The sequence below is a fragment of the Rosenbergiella collisarenosi genome, assembly GCF_018494085.1.
Taxonomy (GTDB): domain Bacteria; phylum Pseudomonadota; class Gammaproteobacteria; order Enterobacterales; family Enterobacteriaceae; genus Rosenbergiella; species Rosenbergiella collisarenosi.
This window is the reverse complement of sequence record NZ_JABBFP010000003.1, coordinates 180,927-200,650: the sequence shown is the minus strand read 5'-3', so window position 1 is coordinate 200,650 and position 19,724 is coordinate 180,927. Positions and strand designations below refer to the sequence as shown.

General features: G+C 47.2%; 15 protein-coding genes and 1 tRNA gene. 5 read left to right on the top strand and 11 right to left on the bottom strand.

Annotated elements, in window-relative coordinates:
- The first annotated feature begins 4 nt into the window (after positions 1–4).
- The 3 genes from ihfA (at position 5) to HGT70_RS06630 (ending at position 2,340) form a co-directional block, all read left to right on the top strand.
- The gene (gene ihfA / locus HGT70_RS06640) at positions 5–304 is read left to right on the top strand and encodes an integration host factor subunit alpha (protein ID WP_048912075.1); all 300 of its coding nucleotides are present in this window, start codon (positions 5–7) and stop codon (positions 302–304) included.
- A 120-nt stretch (positions 305–424) separates the two neighbouring features.
- Positions 425–883, top strand: a complete 459-nt coding sequence (locus HGT70_RS06635; protein ID WP_071434989.1) for a C40 family peptidase — start codon at positions 425–427, stop codon at positions 881–883.
- A 20-nt stretch (positions 884–903) separates the two neighbouring features.
- On the top strand, positions 904–2,340 hold the full coding sequence (locus HGT70_RS06630; RefSeq protein ID WP_214195350.1) for a protein adenylyltransferase SelO: 1,437 nt from the start codon (positions 904–906) through the stop codon (positions 2,338–2,340).
- Here HGT70_RS06630 and HGT70_RS06625 read toward each other — a convergent pair.
- Together HGT70_RS06625 and ydiK are read right to left on the bottom strand one after the other, a co-directional pair.
- A complete protein-coding gene (locus HGT70_RS06625) occupies positions 2,324–3,385 on the bottom strand; it encodes a 3-deoxy-7-phosphoheptulonate synthase (protein ID WP_214195349.1) in 1,062 nt (353 codons plus the stop codon). The genes HGT70_RS06630 and HGT70_RS06625 overlap by 17 nt on opposite strands.
- Positions 3,386–3,621: 236 nt before the next feature.
- Positions 3,622–4,767, bottom strand: a complete 1,146-nt coding sequence (gene ydiK, locus HGT70_RS06620) for an AI-2E family transporter YdiK (RefSeq protein ID WP_071430259.1) — start codon at positions 4,765–4,767, stop codon at positions 3,622–3,624.
- 175 nt (positions 4,768–4,942) lie between these two features.
- Here ydiK and ydiJ point away from each other — a divergent pair, with 175 nt between their 5' ends.
- On the top strand, positions 4,943–7,996 hold the full coding sequence (gene ydiJ / locus HGT70_RS06615) for a D-2-hydroxyglutarate dehydrogenase YdiJ (RefSeq protein ID WP_214195348.1): 3,054 nt from the start codon (positions 4,943–4,945) through the stop codon (positions 7,994–7,996).
- Between the two features lie 7 nt (positions 7,997–8,003).
- Here ydiJ and HGT70_RS06610 read toward each other — a convergent pair whose 3' ends face one another.
- The 8 genes from HGT70_RS06610 to HGT70_RS06575 all read right to left on the bottom strand — a co-directional run bounded on the left by HGT70_RS06610 (position 8,004) and on the right by HGT70_RS06575 (position 17,596).
- Positions 8,004–8,417, bottom strand: a complete 414-nt coding sequence (locus HGT70_RS06610) for a hypothetical protein (RefSeq protein ID WP_071430255.1) — start codon at positions 8,415–8,417, stop codon at positions 8,004–8,006.
- Positions 8,418–8,546: 129 nt separating this feature from the next.
- Complete coding sequence (locus HGT70_RS06605; protein ID WP_048912082.1) at positions 8,547–8,783, bottom strand: major outer membrane lipoprotein; 237 nt, start codon at positions 8,781–8,783, stop codon at positions 8,547–8,549.
- A gap of 523 nt (positions 8,784–9,306) precedes the next feature.
- Positions 9,307–10,719 (bottom strand): pyruvate kinase PykF, encoded by a 1,413-nt coding sequence (pykF, locus tag HGT70_RS06600; protein WP_214195347.1) that lies wholly within the window; start codon positions 10,717–10,719, stop codon positions 9,307–9,309.
- A gap of 446 nt (positions 10,720–11,165) precedes the next feature.
- Positions 11,166–12,455: a maltoporin gene (locus HGT70_RS06595; RefSeq protein ID WP_425328682.1), complete on the bottom strand. Its 1,290-nt coding sequence runs from the start codon at positions 12,453–12,455 to the stop codon at positions 11,166–11,168.
- A 94-nt stretch (positions 12,456–12,549) separates the two neighbouring features.
- Positions 12,550–14,211, bottom strand: coding sequence for an alpha,alpha-phosphotrehalase (locus HGT70_RS06590; RefSeq protein WP_214195345.1), 1,662 nt, complete (start codon positions 14,209–14,211; stop codon positions 12,550–12,552).
- Between the two features lie 37 nt (positions 14,212–14,248).
- Complete coding sequence (treB, locus tag HGT70_RS06585) at positions 14,249–15,673, bottom strand: PTS trehalose transporter subunit IIBC (protein WP_214195344.1); 1,425 nt, start codon at positions 15,671–15,673, stop codon at positions 14,249–14,251.
- 348 nt (positions 15,674–16,021) lie between these two features.
- A tRNA-Val gene (locus tag HGT70_RS06580) sits at positions 16,022–16,098 on the bottom strand.
- A gap of 124 nt (positions 16,099–16,222) precedes the next feature.
- Complete coding sequence (locus HGT70_RS06575; RefSeq protein ID WP_214195343.1) at positions 16,223–17,596, bottom strand: MATE family efflux transporter; 1,374 nt, start codon at positions 17,594–17,596, stop codon at positions 16,223–16,225.
- Positions 17,597–17,757: 161 nt separating this feature from the next.
- On the opposite strand from HGT70_RS06575, the gene HGT70_RS06570 reads away from it, so the two are divergent.
- Complete coding sequence (locus HGT70_RS06570) at positions 17,758–18,372, top strand: riboflavin synthase subunit alpha (RefSeq protein WP_214195342.1); 615 nt, start codon at positions 17,758–17,760, stop codon at positions 18,370–18,372.
- A 31-nt stretch (positions 18,373–18,403) separates the two neighbouring features.
- On the opposite strand, the gene cfa is transcribed toward HGT70_RS06570, so the two are convergent.
- A complete protein-coding gene (gene cfa, locus HGT70_RS06565) occupies positions 18,404–19,552 on the bottom strand; it encodes a cyclopropane fatty acyl phospholipid synthase (protein ID WP_071430241.1) in 1,149 nt (382 codons plus the stop codon).
- Positions 19,553–19,724 lie beyond the last annotated feature (172 nt).

The window sequence follows — 19,724 nt, the reverse complement described above, 5'->3', positions numbered from 1 at the left end:
ACCGATGGCGCTTACAAAAGCTGAAATGTCAGAATATTTGTTTGAAAAATTGGGTCTTAGCAAACGTGACTCGAAAGAGTTAGTCGAACTTTTCTTCGAAGAGATTCGCAGTGCGCTGGAAAAGGGAGAGCAGGTCAAGTTATCTGGATTTGGTAACTTCGATCTTCGGGAGAAAAACCAACGTCCAGGAAGAAACCCCAAGACTGGTGAAGATATCCCCATTACTGCTCGCCGAGTAGTGACGTTCCGGCCTGGTCAGAAACTGAAAAGTCGGGTCGAGACTGCAGTGCCAAAAAAAGGCTAATGCAACGACCCTAATAATAAAAGAAGCTGCCTTGGCAGCTTTTTTTATCTCTGACACTTTAATTATTTAGATATGAAGGAGTGGTGCAGGCTTATGTTGAATATGTTGCGGTCTCGAAGTATGCCAATCTTTGCGATGGTATTGGCCTTCTTAGTCGTCGGCTGTAGCAGCCATGCGCCACCGCCTGATGCGCGTCTCTCTAATCCTCGACAAGTCCATCTGGTACTTAGTGATCAGCTCGTTAAATGGCGCGGTACCCCATACCGCTACGGAGGATTAAGCCGTAGTGGCATCGACTGCTCGGGTTTCGTCTATCGCACCTTCCGAGAGCGCTTTGGAATCCAACTCCCCAGAACGACTCGACAACAAAGCGAGATCGGCACGAGAATCAGTAAGAAAGAACTCCTGCCTGGCGACCTAGTCTTCTTTAAGACCGGCTGGGGGGAAGGAGGGTTACACGTAGGGATCTATGATACGCAAAACCAGTTTATCCATGCATCAACAAGTCGTGGAGTCATGCGTTCATCACTGAGTAATGTCTATTGGCGTAAAGTCTTTTGGCAAGCACGTCGTTTATAACGACTAAGGTTAGGATCAGCATGAAATTTCAACAGCAATGGGGTCATAAGTTACCTGAACTGTGTAGCGAAGTGGCACCGACGCCCTTACGAGGCGGACGCTTACTCTATTTGAACCGCGCCCTCGCCGATGAGCTAGCCCTGCCTGATACTGAGACACTGCAAAAATCAGCGGTATGGTGGGGCGGTGAGCTGCTAGCCGGTATGCGCCCCGTCGCTCAGGTCTATAGCGGCCATCAATTTGGGGTATGGGCAGGGCAATTAGGTGATGGACGCGGATTACTCCTCGGTGAGCAGCAGCTCCCGACCGGGGATAGTGTTGAGTGGCACCTCAAGGGCGCAGGTAAAACCCCGTATTCACGCATGGGAGACGGCCGAGCGGTTTTACGTTCGACGCTACGGGAATTTCTCGCCTCAGAAGCGATGCACGGTCTAGGTATTGCGACGACCCGCGCGTTAAGTATCGCGACCGGTGAAGAGCTCGTTCAACGCGAAGTGGCTGAGCCAGGAGCAATGCTGATCCGCGTAGCGCAGAGTCACTTGCGGTTCGGACACTTCGAGCATCTCTTCCATCGGCAACAAGTTGAAGCACTGAAAAAGCTCGCCGATTACAGTATTGAAACATTTTGGCCGGAGTTGGCTTGCGAAAGCGATCGTTACTTCTTATGGTTTGCGGATATTGTACGGCGAACGGGCACAATGATCGGTCAATGGCAAAGTGTTGGATTTGCACACGGCGTTATGAATACCGACAATATGTCCTTGCTAGGGCTGACGCTCGATTATGGGCCCTATGCGTTTATGGACGACTATCAGCCCGGACTAATCGGCAATCATAGCGATTATCAAGGGCGTTATGCATTTGAGAATCAACCCACGGTCGGGCTGTGGAATTTAAATCGATTAGCCCATGCGCTTTCAGGACTCCTCTCTGCGGATAAGCTTAAGCTAGCGCTCAAAGAGTATGAGCCTGCCTTAATGGCCGCCTGGGGCGAGCGGATGCGTGGGAAGTTAGGTCTGTATGCGGCAGATACCCAAGATAATGACCTACTTATCGAACTCTTTACCCTCATGGCGCGTGAGAAAGCCGATTACACAAGAACCTTCCGATTACTCAGTTACGCGGCAGATAGTGACAAAGGCGGCCTATTACGAGATGAGTTTATCGACCGTCCGGCCTTTGAGAGCTGGTTCACGCGTTATCAACAACGCTTGGTGAAAGAAACCATCGACCCACAGACTCGGCAGGCGCGGATGCTAGCGATTAACCCAGCGCTAGTCTTACGCAACTATCTAGCCCAAGAGGCGATCAACGCGGCAGAACAGGGCGATACCACGGTATTAGCGTCCCTCCACGCTGCGCTACAGAATCCATTTGCGCAACATCTGGATGATAGCGCATTGGCGAAACCTCCCCCAGAGTGGGGGAAGCAGTTAGTAATTAGTTGCTCGAGTTAAGTCTCTGATGAGTCACTGCGTCGGCTAACATGGCCAGCAGTTGCTCGGTATCGTCCCAGCTTAGACAGGCATCGGTAATCGATTGTCCATAGCAATCCTTACCGTTGCCCTGCCAATCTTGTCGTCCTTCGACGATAAAACTTTCTACCATCACCCCAGCAATGCCATGGTCAGCTGCCTGTAACTGCTGAGCAATATCTTTCGCAACGTCAAGCTGACGTTTATGCTGTTTAAGGCTATTACCATGGCTACAATCGATAACCACGCGATCAGGTAACCTCACTGATGCTAGCGCTTGCTGGCACTCTTTCACCGATGCAGCGTGATAGTTAGGCTGTTTGCCCCCACGTAAAATAATGTGCCCATCTGGATTTCCTGAGGTTTGATAAATGGCCATTTGCCCGTCTTTATCCGGGGAGAGGAATAGATGAGCCGCCCGCGCTGCCCGCACGGCGTCGACAGCGATAGCACAATTACCATCGGTACCGTTCTTAAACCCAACCGGGCAGGAGAGGGCGGAGGCCATTTCCCGATGAATTTGGCTCTCTGTGGTCCGCGCGCCAATGGCTCCCCAACTGATAAAATCGGCGATATATTGACCGGTCACCATATCGAGGAACTCAGTTGCCGTAGGCACGCCGAGCGTATTAATATCGCAGAGAAGTTGACGTGCTACGACGAGACCGTGATTGATATCATGGCTACCGTCGAGATGTGGATCGTTAATAAGACCTTTCCAACCTACTGTCGTGCGGGGTTTCTCAAAATAAGTCCGCATCACGATTTCTAGTTGATCGCGATATTTTTCACGTAGCGGCTGTAAACGCTTTGCGTAATCGCAGGCCGCGACAGGATCGTGGATAGAGCAGGGCCCAATCACAACCAGTAAACGCGGGTCTGCGCCCTGTAAAATTTGGCTAATCGCTTGACGTGTTGTCAGGATCAGCTGCTGGCAGCTTTCGGTGATGGGGACATGTTGGTTGAGTTGGTGTGCCGTCATTAGTTTTCCAACCGGCACCGTTCTGAGTTCGTCGGTTTGCATCATGAATTGCTCAATAGGCTCTGCTCATCGGCAACATGCCGATAATTATCCTTAAACAATAAACGAAAACAGGCGTGAAGAACACCGCGAAGAAAAGGTAAAAAAAACCCGCCAATTGGCGGGTAAAGACTACACACAGCAATTCAATAATTAAGACAGGTGAAATAAACGCGTCTGGGAAAATAATACCCTGTCGTGCCAAGGTATTATGTAAGAATTCTCCCAGATGGTGCCTAGCCTTACTTTGGCATACGCGTTTGACGCTGGTTTTCGGCAATATGACGGGTGACTTCGAAGAGCTCTTCAAGGACCTCTTCGGGCGGTGCATCTGGACAAGGTGCTTCATGCATCCAGACATGCACCAATCGATAGGAAACGGCGAGAACGACCGGGCCAATGAAGAGGCCCAACATACCAAATGCGATTAACCCCCCAATGACGCCGGTAAGGATAATTAGCATCGGTAAATCCGCGCCTAAACGGATCAGCATCGGGCGGATCACGCTATCCATCGAAGCCACGACTACGCTCCATACCACGAGCACGGTTCCCCATGTCGTGTCTCCACTGTAATACAGCCAGATTATTGCTGGGATGAGGACTAATAGCGGGCCTATTTGGATCAGGCAACAGAGAATGATCAGTACCGTTAAGATGGTCGCATAGGGGATGCCTGCCAGCGCCAAACCTATACCTGCAACAACGCCTTGTAATAAGGCGGTCACCACTATGCCCAACGCAACGGCTTTAATCGCCTGATTGGCAAGGATCACAACCGCATCTCCCCGGCTACCGGCTAGCCAGAAGGCAAAATGGCGGATCCCCTTCGCGACACGCTCACCCCGCCAATAGAGCAGTGCACTGAAGAGCAACATCAGCGCGAGGTGGACGAGCAGACGACCAAAATGTCCGGCTTGTGCCACGAAGAAGCTCGTTGTGCGGCCGATATAGGGCTGGGCAGTGGCAAGTAGTTGAGCTCCGCCACCCGCAACCATTTGATGGTAATAACGAGCGGCCTTATGGCCAACTAAGGGAATGGCATCCAGCCAACTTAACTGCGGCATAGCGAGATGACCAGCACTAAGCCAATGGAGAACCGGTTGAGCGTTCTCTAACACACTACTGATGAGTAGCGCGACCGGAATAATAAAGACCAACAGAATAATAAAGGTCATCACGATAACCGCGAGTGTGCGTCGATTCCACAGTAGACGTTGAATACGTAGCATCATGCCCCAGGTGGCGATAACGACCATCCCTGCCCAGGCAAAGCCTAAAATAAACGGTTGTACGACCCAAAAACAGCTGATAATCATCAATGAGAAGAAGATTAAGGTTAATAGCCGTTGGGGAATACTTCGCTCCGGTTGAAGCGCTTTACTCATAGTTGATGTCCTTTTTTTATCTTTAGTCCAGCTTATCTGCCGACTATGATGCTTGATCCATGAATGGAACAACATCTCTTTTCGATAAATTTTGTATTCCCACAAGGAAGCGTCAACAAAATATGTTAAAACAAAGAGGTTGATCGAAGACCACTTTTAAATTGGCAATGGGCAAATGATTCCACAACTAAACCACACTCCTGGACAGACAGACGTTACCCGTAACTTTTTACAGCATCTCGTCACGCAAGGATTTGCGGGCGATATTGGTCAGCACTATGCTGATCGCCTAAGTATGGCGACGGACAATAGCATTTATCAGAATTTACCGGACGCCATTCTATTTCCTAAATCCCTGGCTGATATCGTGATGATCACCCAGTTGGCCGCCACCGATGAGTATCGTGACTTAACCTTCACTCCCCGTGGAGGAGGAACGGGCACCAATGGTCAATCGCTGACGCATGGTGTCGTCGTTGATCTCTCGCGACACATGAATAATATTTTAGAATTCAACGCCGAGGAGGGTTGGGTTCGCGTTGAAGCGGGAGTAGTTAAAGACCAGCTTAATGCGTGGTTAAAGCCACATGGATTTTTCTTTGCCCCCGAGCTTTCCACCAGTAATCGCGCAACGATAGGTGGAATGGTGAGTACGGATGCCTCCGGACAAGGCTCTTTGGTCTATGGCAAAACCTCTGACCATGTGTTGGGGGCCTGCGCAGTATTACTGAGTGGCGAGGTTATCCATACTTGCCCCTTAACGACCGAGCAAGCGTTGACACGTGGTCAAGGCGTCACTCAAGAAGCAGCGATCTATGGCGAAGTCCTGAGTAGTTGCCAAGATAATTACGCCTTGATTGAAGAAAAGTTTCCTAAGCTCAATCGCTTTCTTACCGGCTATGATCTGCGACATGTCTTTTCACAAGAAGAGCAGCGTTTCGACCTTACCCGTATCCTCTGTGGGGCAGAGGGGTCGCTCGCCTTTATTGCTGAAGTTAAACTCAATGTGTTACCTCTGCCTAAAGTCCGTCAGCTGATTAATATCAAATATGATTCTTTCGACTCCGCGCTGCGTAACGCCCCATTCTTGGTAGAAGCGAAAGCGCTTTCTGTCGAAACTATCGATTCCACTGTATTGAATTTAGCGCGTGAAGATATTGTTTGGCACTCAGTGAGTGAATTAATCACCGATGTTGAGGGCCATACAATGCAGGGTATCAACCTGGTCGAGTTCGCAGGGAATGATCTTAGTCAGGTCGAGCAACAAGTTTCCGCACTGTGCCATCAACTCGAGGAGTTGCGTGCTAGCGGGCAGGCCGGCGTGATTGGTTACCAATGTTGTCGCGAGCTCGAACAGGTTGAACGGATCTATGCCATGCGCAAGAAAGCAGTGGGATTGTTAGGCAACGCGAAAGGGCGGGCTAAACCGATTCCATTTGTAGAAGATACCGCTGTCCCACCTGAACACCTCGCTGACTACATTACGCAATTTAGAGCCATTCTAGATAGCCATAAGCTATCGTACGGGATGTTTGGGCATGTCGATGCTGGCGTCTTGCATGTGCGCCCGGCGCTGGACATGACTTTACCTGAACATCATCAATTGATGCTTACCCTATCCGATCAAATTGCCGAACTCACGCGTGCTTATGGGGGGTTACTGTGGGGAGAGCATGGGAAAGGCTATCGTTCAGCCTATAGTGCGGATTTTTTTGGTCCAGAGCTTTATCACCAGTTACGGCGTATTAAAACGGCCTTCGATCCCGATAATCGCTTAAATCCAGGAAAGATCTGTCAGCCCTTAGATAATACATCGCCACTATTACCCATCGATAGCCCAACTCGTGGTTCATTCGATCGTCAAATACCGGTGGTGGTAAGAGAAAGCTGGCGAGGCGCGGTAGATTGTAATGGTAATGGCCTGTGCTTTAATTTTGATGCGAATAGTCCAATGTGTCCATCAATGAAGGTCACGCGGGATCGTGTTCATTCACCCAAGGGGCGAGCGACACTCGTTCGCGAGTGGCTACGACTCTTGTCCGAACAGAATTTCAATCCACAGAGTCTTGATGATACCTCGAGTCTTTCCTTACGTTCACTCAGTCAGAAGGTAAAAAATAGCTGGCGAGCCCGCCAAGGTGAGTACGATTTTTCTCACGAGGTGAAAGAATCGATGAATGGATGTCTGGCGTGTAAAGCTTGCGCGACTCAGTGCCCTATTAAGATCGATGTGCCGGAGTTTCGTGCACGATTCTTAGAGTTATACCATACCCGCTATCTACGACCCGTTTCTGACCATATTGTCGCGAATATCGAACCCTTACTTCCCGTCATGGCTAAAGCCCCAAAAATGGTGAATTACTTATTATCACAACCCTGGGTGAATCAGCTAAGTCGACGCTCAGTGGGAATGGTGGACTTACCGCCTTTATCATACCCCACTTTACAACGTCAGCTCTCTGGGCATCCAGCTATGACTACGACGCTGGAAGACCTCCAAGCTATGACAGATGCTGAGCGCGAACATTACGTGGTGGTGGTGCAGGATCCCTTTACCAGTTTTTATGAGGCCACCTTAGTTCACGACCTTATTCAGCTGATCAGTCTTCTTGGCTATCGACCTGTACTATTACCGTTCGTACCAAATGGTAAGCCGCAGCAAGTTAAAGGGTTCTTGAAACAATTTGCACGGACGGCGCGGAAAAGTGCCGAGATCCTCAATCGTGTTGCTACGTTAAATCTACCGATGGTTGGCACCGATCCTGCACTGGTACTCTGTTACCGAGATGAATATAAGATGCTCGGGAATGAACGTGGCAGCTTCAACGTCCAGTTAGCTCACGAATGGCTCGCAACCGCAGTATTATCGTTGCAAGAGCCTACACAGACTAAAGGTGAATGGTATCTCTTCGCACACTGTACTGAAGTGACAGCTTTACCTTCATCGACTCAGCAATGGAAGACCCTATTTAGCCAGTTTGGAGCGACGCTCCATACAATCAATGCTGGGTGCTGTGGAATGGCTGGCACTTATGGGCATGAGGCACGTAATCTGGATAACTCTCGAAAGATATTCGGTCTGTCTTGGGAACTTCAGCTCGCGAATAAACCACTAGAACGATGTCTTGCCACCGGCTTCTCTTGTCGTAGCCAAGTAAAACGCTTTGGTGGGGAGAAAATTAAACATCCCCTCCAAGCCTTATTACAAATGGTGCGTGAACACCAATAAGCTAGCCTTAGCTCATTGAATCAGCGTATTGCAGGAACTCACGTTGCAATTCGCTGGCTTTCTGCCAATCCCCCTGGGCAATAAATACCTGACATAGCCCCGTCATCGAGTGACGGGCTAACTGGATTGTCTGTACCTTGAATAAGGGTTCACGCTGCACGTTACTATGGAGTTGTTCGAGTAATTTTTGATGTAAAGCCAATAGCACCGCGAAGTAATTATCGTCGTCCCCTTGGGTATAGCAATAATCGGCGATTTTCAGGCTCATATCGTTGAACTGACGCAGTTGACCAAGGGTACAGTGTTGATGATATAGCGGACGCTCTGCGAGGTAATACTCTACGCGTAAACGCTCTAGCGTCTCTTGATAAGCGTCGAGATTACGAGTTATCCAGAGCGAGAATGAGTGGGGGATAGGCATAATAGCTCCTTATTTAATGATAACAATTATCATTATCATAGCGAGTTATTAAGTCTTTGCAAGAGTTGTTTAGAAATACAATAAAAAAAAATGGCATCCCGAAGGATGCCATTTTCTAGTCCAAGACTCTTACTTACGGTAAGAGTGAGCTTGGTTGTCCAGACGCTGGTTAGCGCGAGCTGCATCATCTTTAGCAGCTTGAACGTCAGTACGTACTGAGTTCAGGTCGGTGCTTAGTTGATCAACTTTGGTGTTCAGAGTTTGAACGTCGCTTGACAGTTGGTCGATTTTAGCGTTGCTAGAACAACCAGCAAGCAGAGTTGAACCAAGAATTACCGCGCCCAGTACCAGTTTAGTACGATTCATTATGTTACCCTCATTATTAGGTTTAATATCCATGTAGCCAGATAAGTATTACACAAAGTTTTTTAAGTTGAGAAATAATTTTTTATAAGAAGATGCTTAAAAGCGCTTATTCGATTAAATAGTGCTCACGTCATTTATTTCGATAAGTTTTTTAGGCATAACTGTGCGATTCAATCGGGATAACCTTTGAAATAAGGGCAAAAAATGCTATCGCTAATCTTATTTATCGATAAATAAAACAAAATTAAAAGGATAAAGTAATTAATTTTGAAAGGATTCTTAAGAAATTTTTGGAAAGGGCTACTTAAATTTGCCGCTGTTAATTATTACGACAGAGTGAAAAGAAAATAGTTCGAAAAATAATTTAAAAAAAATTAATAGCGACTTTTTGACTGTTTTTTCTTTGCTAGGAATAGCTCCCTCGTCGTCAGGAAGTTGCTCTTTGAAGGAGTTACGTCGCGCAGGAATTTGGAAAAGGCAAAAAAAAAGGCCAGAAAGCTGGCCTTAGGGTATCGAGTTAATACTAGACGAGATGAACGGAAGCTGTATTGGTGGTACCGCTTGGTACTAACGCACCTGAAACCATAACCACAACATCTCCTTTCTGAGCAAAGCCTTCTTCGAGAGCGATTTCTTTACCGATGCGGTAGAAGTCGTCAGTGGAAGTGATCGCTGGCACGAGGTGAGTGGTAACTCCTTTAGTTAATAGGAGTTGGCGGCAAGTCGTTTCATTGTCAGTCAGTGCGAGGATGGTCGCGGAAGGGAAATATTTACGAATTGATTTCGCAGATTTACCGCCCTGAGTCGCGACGATGATCAGTGTCGATTCAAGTTTTTCTGCTGTTTCTACCGCGCCACGACATACCGCTTCGGTGATACGCAGCTTACGGCCTTCTTTCAATTCATCAATACGGCTCTTCATGACTGAGTCAGTGCGCTGACAGATAGTTGCCATGATGGTGACCGCTTCCAAAGGATATTTGCCTTTAGCACTTTCACCAGAGAGCATGACTGCATCTGTTCCATCCAAAATGGCGTTGGCAACGTCGCCCGCTTCAGCACGAGTAGGACGCGGGTTTTTAATCATAGAATCGAGCATTTGTGTCGCGGTAATGACCACTTTACGTGCCTGATTACACTTCTTCACCATCATCTTTTGAGCAAAGATGACTTCTTCAACTGGAATTTCAACACCGAGATCGCCGCGTGCCACCATAATCCCATCAGAAGCTTCTAAGATCTCATCAAAATTATTGAGGCCTTCTTGGTTCTCAATTTTCGAGATGATCTGAATATGCTCTCCACCGTGCTGTTTTAAATGCTCACGGATTTCGAGTACGTCAGAGCGTTTACGAATAAAAGAGGCCGCAACAAAATCCACACCCTGCTCGCAACCGAATACGAGGTCGCGTTTATCTTTTTCAGAGAGGGCAGGTAGTTGGATCGAGACGCCAGGGAGGTTGACCCCTTTATTCTCACCGAGGTCACCATTGTTAAGGACTTTACACACAACAGTGTTTTCGGCGACTTCTACCACTTCCAACCCTAACAAGCCATCATCGACCAAAACAGTATTACCAATGCTTAAATCTGCGGCAAAACCGGAGTAGGTAACGGCTACGCGTTCTTTATTACCAATCACTGATTGATCGGTAGTGAAAGTAAAGGTCTGGCCAGCTTGTAAGGAGACATCATTACCGCCTTCCAGCTTCATGGTGCGAATTTCTGGGCCTTTAGTATCAAGGAGTATCGCCGCATGGTGAGCGGTTTTACTCACGACTGCGCGCAGATTTGCGATACGTTGACCGTGTTCGTTGTAATCACCGTGAGAAAAATTTAGACGCATAACATTCATGCCCGCATCAAGCAGCTTAGTGAGCATCTCTTCTGATTCAGTTTTAGGGCCGATGGTACAGACGATTTTTGTCTTTTTCATGATAATTTTCTATTAGTTGAAATGGATGAACTTGTGCGGGGTAAAGCGAACGACGCCCGCTGGGAAAACTTCTATGGTGGAGTAAAACGAATTCTTTGAAATGAAAAGGAGATCTTTGAAACGAAGAAAGCAATATGCGTAGGAGAAGGCTTTACGCATTGAGCTAAAGATTTTTTGAGTGTAGTACACTCTGTACGTTAAGGATCTTATCACGCTATTCGTAAAGACCTTTTCAGTGGGTAACCGAGATATTATAGTCACTAAGAGTCCGGAAACCAACTAGAATTCGTTAACGGCTAAATAACAAATAATAGAAAAATGATGCAACTCAATCAATTGTAGCCTCTCGAAAGTCACTTATAGCATGTAACACTGAGAGGCCAGCGTCTTCTAAAGGGGTAAGACAAAGTGTGAGACCCTGGTAACTCACCCTGTAGTCGTCTTTATCACCACCAAATCTCCATTTGCGCGCCGACGCTTAATTCATCTCTGTTCCCACGACTCAATTTCAGGGAGGAGGTATCAGAATAGGCCATACCTTTACTCAGACCAAAGTCGTTCGACTCCGCATATCCCCATTTCTCTTTCCAGTCTGCATAAGTCACGTACAATCGTAGCGCAGGTCGGGCAAAATTCCCGGGCCCTGCTTGCCACTGTTGTGCGAGGGTTATTTTATATTGGCTATTAGTTTGTTGGGTTTTTTGCGATTTAACCTGGTCATAGCCTAACTCGACTAAGGTACTCATAGTCGGTGTCCAGAGATACATCGGACGGACGCCTGCAGTGAGCCAACGTGTCCCGTTATGATTATCACGTTGAATATCTTGATACATTGCGACATAGGTAAACCCCCAACGGTCATCGAACTCAACATTACCATGTTGAATGAGCCGTAGCATTTTCCCTCTATTATTGACTGCTGCGCCTTCAGCACGACCATTATTTAATGATGTCATGGCATCGGTCGCATACTGCAGCACCGAGGTACTCCATCCTTTTGGTAGCGTTTGTTGGTGCGATGCGGTAAAGAGGTACCCCTGTTTACTTGCATTGTTTGACAGGACGTAATTCTCGCTCGGATTGGCTTTGCCATAATCAAGTCCGATTTCAAGTGACCCACCAGGATTGACGTTCAGATTGGCGATACGGAAATCGAGGGTGTCAGTGATAACATCTTTTTCTCTCATTTGTTGTGAGATATAACCCTGTGAACCACCCGTTTCACTATTTCGCGTCACGGCAAAAGAGATCGAGCTCCAACCAGTATTAATATTTTCTATACCGGCACCAGGACCTGAAATGTCCCAATAGTAAAAATCGATCATATGAACATCATGGCGCTGGTAGAAACGTTTACCTGCCCAAAGCTTGGCGCCAGGGAGTGCAGGGAAGAGATTCTCGGCCTGAATATTTACCTCACGCAGCGCGGGGGAGACGGCTTCAAAATCAGCTCGTTGTGAAACGGCATAGGCTAAATTAGTATCGAAATAAAAACTCGCGTCATCTTGCTGCCAAACTTGTTGCCCCAGTTTCAATTCAGCATAGGTTTCACATTCATTGCCGAGACGATATTTACTGGCCGCACCGGTAACAGTTTGGCACTGTTGTTCTCCTCCGCGACTGCTCCAGCCAATACCGGACCTTGCATAGCCTTTAAAATCCAAGGCACTGACCGGAAAAACCATTGCTGTGGTGGCGATAAATACAACGAGGGAAACCCTTCCTTGAGTCATAATTGGTCACTCCTGTGTCAATCAAACAGTAAAAAAATTAGTGATAAAGGGAGGTGGTAGCTGGCAGCTTGGGCCATCAACCCGCCTCACCGGATTATTAGTCCTCTGTACATAGCCACCATGCGGCTTGATAAGGTTTTAACCGACCTGCGGTCGGGTAATTGGTGACTGTAGGGTAATTTGCCCACAGCAGTTGATAGGGTGAGTCAGGGACTGAGGTTGGTGGGGACCAATCGACGCAGAGAGACGTTAGATTAGCGACGACCAACAATAGTTGATTATTCCAACGGCGAAGATAGCACCAAATTTCTGGGTGTTCGGGGAGTAGGTCGGTGTAGTCACCCAACTGGATAACCTCGTACTGCTTACGTAAGCGAATGAGTGCGCGATAGGTATGTAAAATAGAATCTGGGTCGGCGATGGCCGCAGCAACATTAATTTGACGGTAATTGGGGTTAAGGCATATCCAGGGGGCGGTATGACTAAACCCCGCGTAGACCCCTTCATCCCACTGCATCGGAGTCCGACTGTTATCACGAGATTTCGTCGCAAGGATCGCCAGTGATTCAGCAGTAGGGATGCCGCGATTACCTTGTTCAGTATAAAATGAGAGGCTCTCAATATCCCGATAGTGTGAAATATCGGTAAAACCAGCATTAGTCATCCCAATCTCTTCGCCTTGAAAAATAAAAGGGGTACCTTGCATACCGTAGAGCACCATCGCGAGCATTTTTGCGGAGACGACGCGATAGTGTCTATCTTCACCGAACCGAGAAACGACACGAGGTTGATCGTGATTCCCCCAAAATAGCGCCGTGTTGGCGCGTTGATGCATCCCCTGTTGCCAGTAATTAATAATCTGCTTAAGTTCTACAAAATTAGGCCGGGCTAAACGCCACTTATTGCCTTGGGGATAATCCACCTTTAAATGGTGAAAATTAAAGGCCATGGTCAGTTCGCGGTGATCACGTGCTGCATAGTGTTGGCAATGCGATAAGGTGGTGGAAGACATTTCACCTACCGTAATGAGGCCAAGAGGCTGGAAGACTTCCCGGCTTAGTTCCTGTAAATATTGGTGCACCTTAGGCCCGTCCGTATAGAATTGTCGACCATCCCCGTTCGGGTCATCCACAAATTCAGCGGGTTTGGAAATGAGATTAATCACATCGAGTCGGAATGCATCAACACCTTTAGCTGCCCAAAATTGACAAATATCTTTGATGGCTTGACGCACTGGCGGATGTTCCCAATTCAGATCCGCTTGCTGCGGGCTGAATAGGTGTAAATAGTACTTTCCGGCGTCCTCTTGCCATTGCCAAGCACTCCCTCCAAATTTAGACAGCCAATTAGTCGGTAACCCCTTCTCAGAGGCTTCATGCCAGATGTAAAAAGGATGAAACTGGCTCGTTGGGTCACATGCCTGAATAAACCAAGGATGTTGGGTCGAAGTATGGTTAAACACCATATCCATCATAATGCGTATATTTCTGAGGTGCGCTTGTTGAACCAGTCGTTCAAAATCCTCCATAGAGCCGTACAGCGGATCTATAGTGTAATAGTCACTGATATCATATCCATTATCAATTTGGGGGGAGGGATAGATGGGCGTCAACCAAATAATATCCACTCCGAGAAACTGCAAATAATCAAGTCGCTGTATAACGCCCGCTAAATCGCCAAAACCATTGTGATCCGTATCTTGAAAGCTTTTAGGGTAAATTTGATAAACCACTTTGTCTTGGGACCAATTTATCTCCATGATGTGATGTCTCCTTAAGTCGTTGACGGGTGAATATTTACTCTTCAACAGATAAATTGGGTTGCCGACGGCTCAAATAGTTTGCGAACAATAAGGTCAGAATGATCGGTACGGCGATAGCGATAAGCATGGCGAAGAAAAAGGTTAACCAAAACTGCGGCTGGATAGAGAGGATGCCTGGAAGACCGCCGACACCAATACCATTGGCAAGTACCTGATTAACGCCACAGAGCAAACCGGCGAGAGCTGAGCCGATCATGGCGCAAAGCATGGGGTATCGGTACTTCAAGTTCACGCCATACATTGCAGGTTCAGTCACTCCTAGATAAGCGGCTATCGCTGCGGGAACCGCAACGTCGCGCTGTTGACGACGTTTATCCCTTAGGATTATTGCAACCACTGCTGAGGCTTGGGCGATATTCGATAGCGCAATCAATGGCCATACCGGTGTGCCCCCCATGCTTTGAATCATCTGCATATCAATCGCTAGCGTCGTTTGATGGATGCCAGTGATTACCAGAGGCGCATAAAGAAAACCAAACAGCGCTGCGCCAATCGGCGCTAAACTTCCGGTCATAACATACTGAACGATAAACGCCACGCCTTCGCCGAGTAAACGACCAAAGGGGCCAATGAGCGCATGGGCTAATGGGATGGCGAAGAGTAATGAAGTGACGGGCACTAACACTAAATTTAAGGAAAGAGGAACAATGCGGGTGAGCTGCCGCTCAATTAGGGCTAACATCATCCCCGCGAGTATTGAAGGGATGACTTGCGCTTGATACCCGACTTTTTCCAGACTAAACCAACCAAAATCCCAAATTTCTGGAATTTGTTGACCTAATAAATAAGAGTTCATTAATTGAGGGGAAACTAAGGTGATACCTAATATAATCCCTAATATGGGGGTTCCTTTCATTTTAGTGACTGTTGACCAACATACCGCTACCGGTAAAAACATAAAAATAGCTTCGCCGGGTAACCAAAGTAATTCATAGATAGTCTGCCAGACGGGATAGTGTTGAGCGAGGGTCAGACCATTCTGGAAAGGAATATCGCCAATAATATTTCTAAACCCCAATATTAGGCCGCCACTAATTAATGCAGGGAGTAGGGGAAAAAATATTTCGGCGATATGCGAAAAGGCGGCTTCTGAAAAAGACATATTTTTACGAGCGGCTTGGCGAATAGAGGACTTATCTGAACTTGAGAGATCAAGGGTTTCCATCAAGGCTTGATAATATTCCGTTACCTGCGGTCCGATCACGACCTGAAATTGCCCGGCATTAGTAAAACAACCCTTTACCATCGGCAACTTTTCAATCTCTTTGGGTTTGGCTAGGCTTGGGTCGTTAAGGACTAATCGTAGACGTGTAATACAATGGCTGACACTATTAATATTAGCCTGCCCGCCGAGTAATTTCACGAGGCTATCAATTTCCTTTTGATGCAGCTTACTCATAATTCATCCTTTAATTTTATAGCAGAGCTGACCTAACTTCAGCCAGAGGCAGAAGTTTAAGGCTGATAGATATCTCGCTAAAGTTTAGAGGTGGAATTTAACCTGCTCACGTTATAAAGGCTTGTTAACAATTGACGCTGTGGGATGAAGATCACTAAATTAGTCTTATCATAGGATTAATTCAGAGGGGAAGATATTTTAAATTAATTATAACTTTAATAGATATATTTAAGAGGGAGAGGTAATTATTTAATCGAGTGAACTAAAAGAAGTGACGGTAAAAGTAACTTTATTTTACAGAGAGGGTATAAACAGTAAACTGAGGCGTTTGAATGGTTCGGTGTTTTATGGTGCGTCCGAGTGGACTCGAACCACCGACCCCCACCATGTCAAGGTGGTGCTCTAACCAACTGAGCTACGGACGCACACGCTGCATTGCTGCAGCGGGACGAATAGTATCGATAACCTTAGTGACTAGCAAGCAGAAAAAATCAAATATCTGCTCAAGCGGTTGACATGTAACCATTTGAGCAGGAATTTTAATCATTTTTAGCGGCTTGCTCGGCTCAAGATGACTGTTGCCGGTTTTTTCTGCAGTTTAATGATGCGGATCACCATCATAATTGCCGCAGACGTGAGGCCAATGATAAAACCACACCAGAATCCTGCCGGGCCCATGCGTGGCACGATAAGATCGGTCAAGCCTAAAATATAACCACTCGGTAAGCCCAATAGCCAATAAGCGACAAACGTAATGAAGAATATTGCTCGGGTATCTTTATAACCTCGTAAAATACCGCTACCGATAACTTGCACACTATCTGAGCATTGGTAAATAGCGGCGAGGAACATTAATTGGCCGGCGAGAGTAACGACTGCCGGGTCACTATTATAGAGTCGAGCGATATCATGGCGAAAAACGACCGTAGCAATGGCGGTACAGATTACAAAACACAACCCAACGGCTTGGGAGGTCCATGCCGCGATCTGTGCACCTTGAGTCGAGCCGCGTCCCAGTTGATAGCCCACGCGAATGGTACTCGCAACACCCATAGATAAGGGGATTACAAACATTAGTGAGCTAAAGTTTAATGCAATTTGGTGGCCCGCAACATCGACTATCCCGAGAGGTGATACGAGTATGGCGACAACCGCAAAGAGCGTCACCTCGAAGAATAGTGCGGAAGCGATGGGTAGCCCCAACGCACAAATTCTCTTAATCTCCACAAAGTTAGGTTTTGCCCAGCGCACGCTCGGACGGATATCTCGTAAGCTACGGGATTTTTTGGTCCACGCCCAAAGGCCGAAAAACATTAGCCAATAGACCGAGGCAGTGGCGACACCGCAGCCTACGCCGCCCAACGCGGGCATACCGAAATGGCCATAGATAAAAATATAGTTAATAGGAATATTGCATAGCAGTCCGATAAAACCGAACACCATGCTGGGCTTTGTTTTAGAGAGGCCGTCACATTGGTCGCGGATAACCTGAAAGAAGAGAAAACCGGGTGCGCCCCACATCAGTGCGTGGAGATAGCGTTCCGCGATATCCGCCATCTTTGGGTCGATGCCTGACATGGCACGAATAAATATGCCCGCATTCCAAATCACGGCAATAACGATAACGGAGAGGAACGCGGCTAGCCACATTCCTTGCTGTATGTGGTCGCCGACCTTATCACGCCGTCCCGAACCCGCCAAATGGGCGACAGTCGGTGTAATCGCCATCAATATACCGAGCGCGAATAAAATAACCGGTAACCAGATTGATGTGCCCACGGCGACGGCAGCCATATCGGTAGCGCTGACTGAGCCTGCCATCGTCGTGTCGACGAAGCCCATCGCAGTTTGTGAGGTTTGCGATAGAATAACCGGTATCGCCAACACGAGTAGCTGCTTGGCTTCTTTGAAATATTTTTGCACTAGATATCCTTAATCGACAAATTTATCCTGTTCGTTAGCTATCATCGCTGAACTCCTAATATTCATAAAGGAGAAAAAACGAAATATTTTATGTCGTCGCATTTGCCAATCATTTTCGCCGTGAATTTTATGATAGTCTGAAGCAAAATAAGGGGGATAGGATGTTTACTGGTATAGTGCTCGGCACCGCTGAAATAATTGAAATTAGCGAGCAACCGCTATTTCGTACGCATAAGGTCAAGTTCCCATCTGCTTGGCTGACAGACTTACAAATAGGGGCTTCGGTCGCCCACAATGGTTGCTGTTTAACGGTTACCGAGATAACGGGTGATAGCGTAAGTTTTGATCTTATTAAAGAGACGCTAAGGGTCACCAATCTGGGAGACCTTGCGGTTGGCGATCGCGTGAACATCGAACGTGCGGCGAGATTCTCAGACGAAATCGGCGGTCACTTGATGTCTGGTCATATAATGACTCAGGCAACACTCTGTAAAATTATTCAATCAGAACACAATCGTGAGGTCTGGTTTGAACTTAATGATGCGTCATTAATGAAATATGTCCTCCATAAAGGCTTTGTCGGCATTGATGGGTGCAGCTTAACCATCGGTGACGTTTCCGACCGGCGATTCTGTGTGCATTTAATCCCTGAAACGTTGGAACGGACATTATTTGCCGAGCGTAAGTTAGGGGACAGCGTCAATATCGAAATTGATACGCAAACTCAAGCGATTGTCGACACCGTCGAACGGGTGTTAAACCAAACGAAAGCCTAATTATAAAGCTCCCTAGGGAGCTTTATGTCTCTTAGCGCGCTACGCGTATCCCGCCGTCTATACCACGACTAAATACTACCTGCCATAGTTGAATATCTCGAGAGCGAAATGCCCCCGCGCAGGCATTAAGATAGTACGTAAACATACGCTTGAATCGGTCGTCGTAACGTTGTGATAGCTCAGGCCATGCTGCAAGGAAGCGCTCATACCAAGCCATTAGCGTTCTATCGTAATCGGAGCCGATATTGTGCCAATCTTCCATGACGAAATGAGGTTCACTGTATTCAGCGATATGTTTGACAGAGGGCAGGCAACCGTTGGGGAAAATGTATTTATCAATCCACGGATCGACATGCAAATTGGTGGCGTTTGCCCCGATTGTATGTAAGACAAACAAGCCATCGGGCTTGAGGTTCCGCGCCGCTACATCAAAATAAGTTGCATAGTTTTTAGGGCCGACATGTTCGAACATTCCTACAGACACGATCCGATCGAATTTTTCATGTAAATCGCGATAATCCTGTAAGCTGATGTCAACATCCAATCCCTGGCAGCGTTGCTGAGCCATTTTTTGTTGTTCTGCCGAGATGGTTACACCGGTGACCCTAACCTGATAATGTTTGGCTGCATATTCACTCAATCCACCCCAACCGCACCCTATATCAAGCAATGTCATTCCAGGCTTGAGTTGTAATTTACGGCAAATCAGATCGAGCTTAGCTTCCTGAGCTGCTTCAAGGGTATCGGCAGTAGCCCAGTAGGCACAAGAGTACTGCATGTAAGGATCGAGCATCAAAGCAAATAAATCGTTACCGAGATCGTAATGCTCTTTCCCGACGATCCAAGCACGCTTTCTTGATTGAAGATTAGTTAACCTTGCGGTAGCGATACGTAAGGTATCTTTAAAATGGTGGGGGAGTTGCTGATCTAATTTGTGCCGCAAAACCTTAGTGAAGAAGATGTCTAACCGGTCGCACTGCCACCAGCCGTCCATAAAACTTTCACCGAGGCCCAGCGATCCTTCTTGTAAAACACGTTTAAAGAATTGCGGGTTAACGACGCGTATATCACCAGGCCGAGACCCATTAATCTGGATATCAGCACTTTCGAGCATTTCCTGCGCAATACGAAACCAATGATCTTCTTTGAAACTCGCTTTTTCGAGACATGACGTAGACATATGCGTATATCACCTGTTCAAATAACACACTACGCTCGGGCGCGTGGGTATGAATTTCGTGGAAAAGCAGACAGCTATTCATCAGGGACAATCAATTTTTTTTATAATAGGACGGGTTTGTAAAGTTCTGTCTAACTCGCTCCGCCGAAATCAGTATAGGACTGACTTCAGC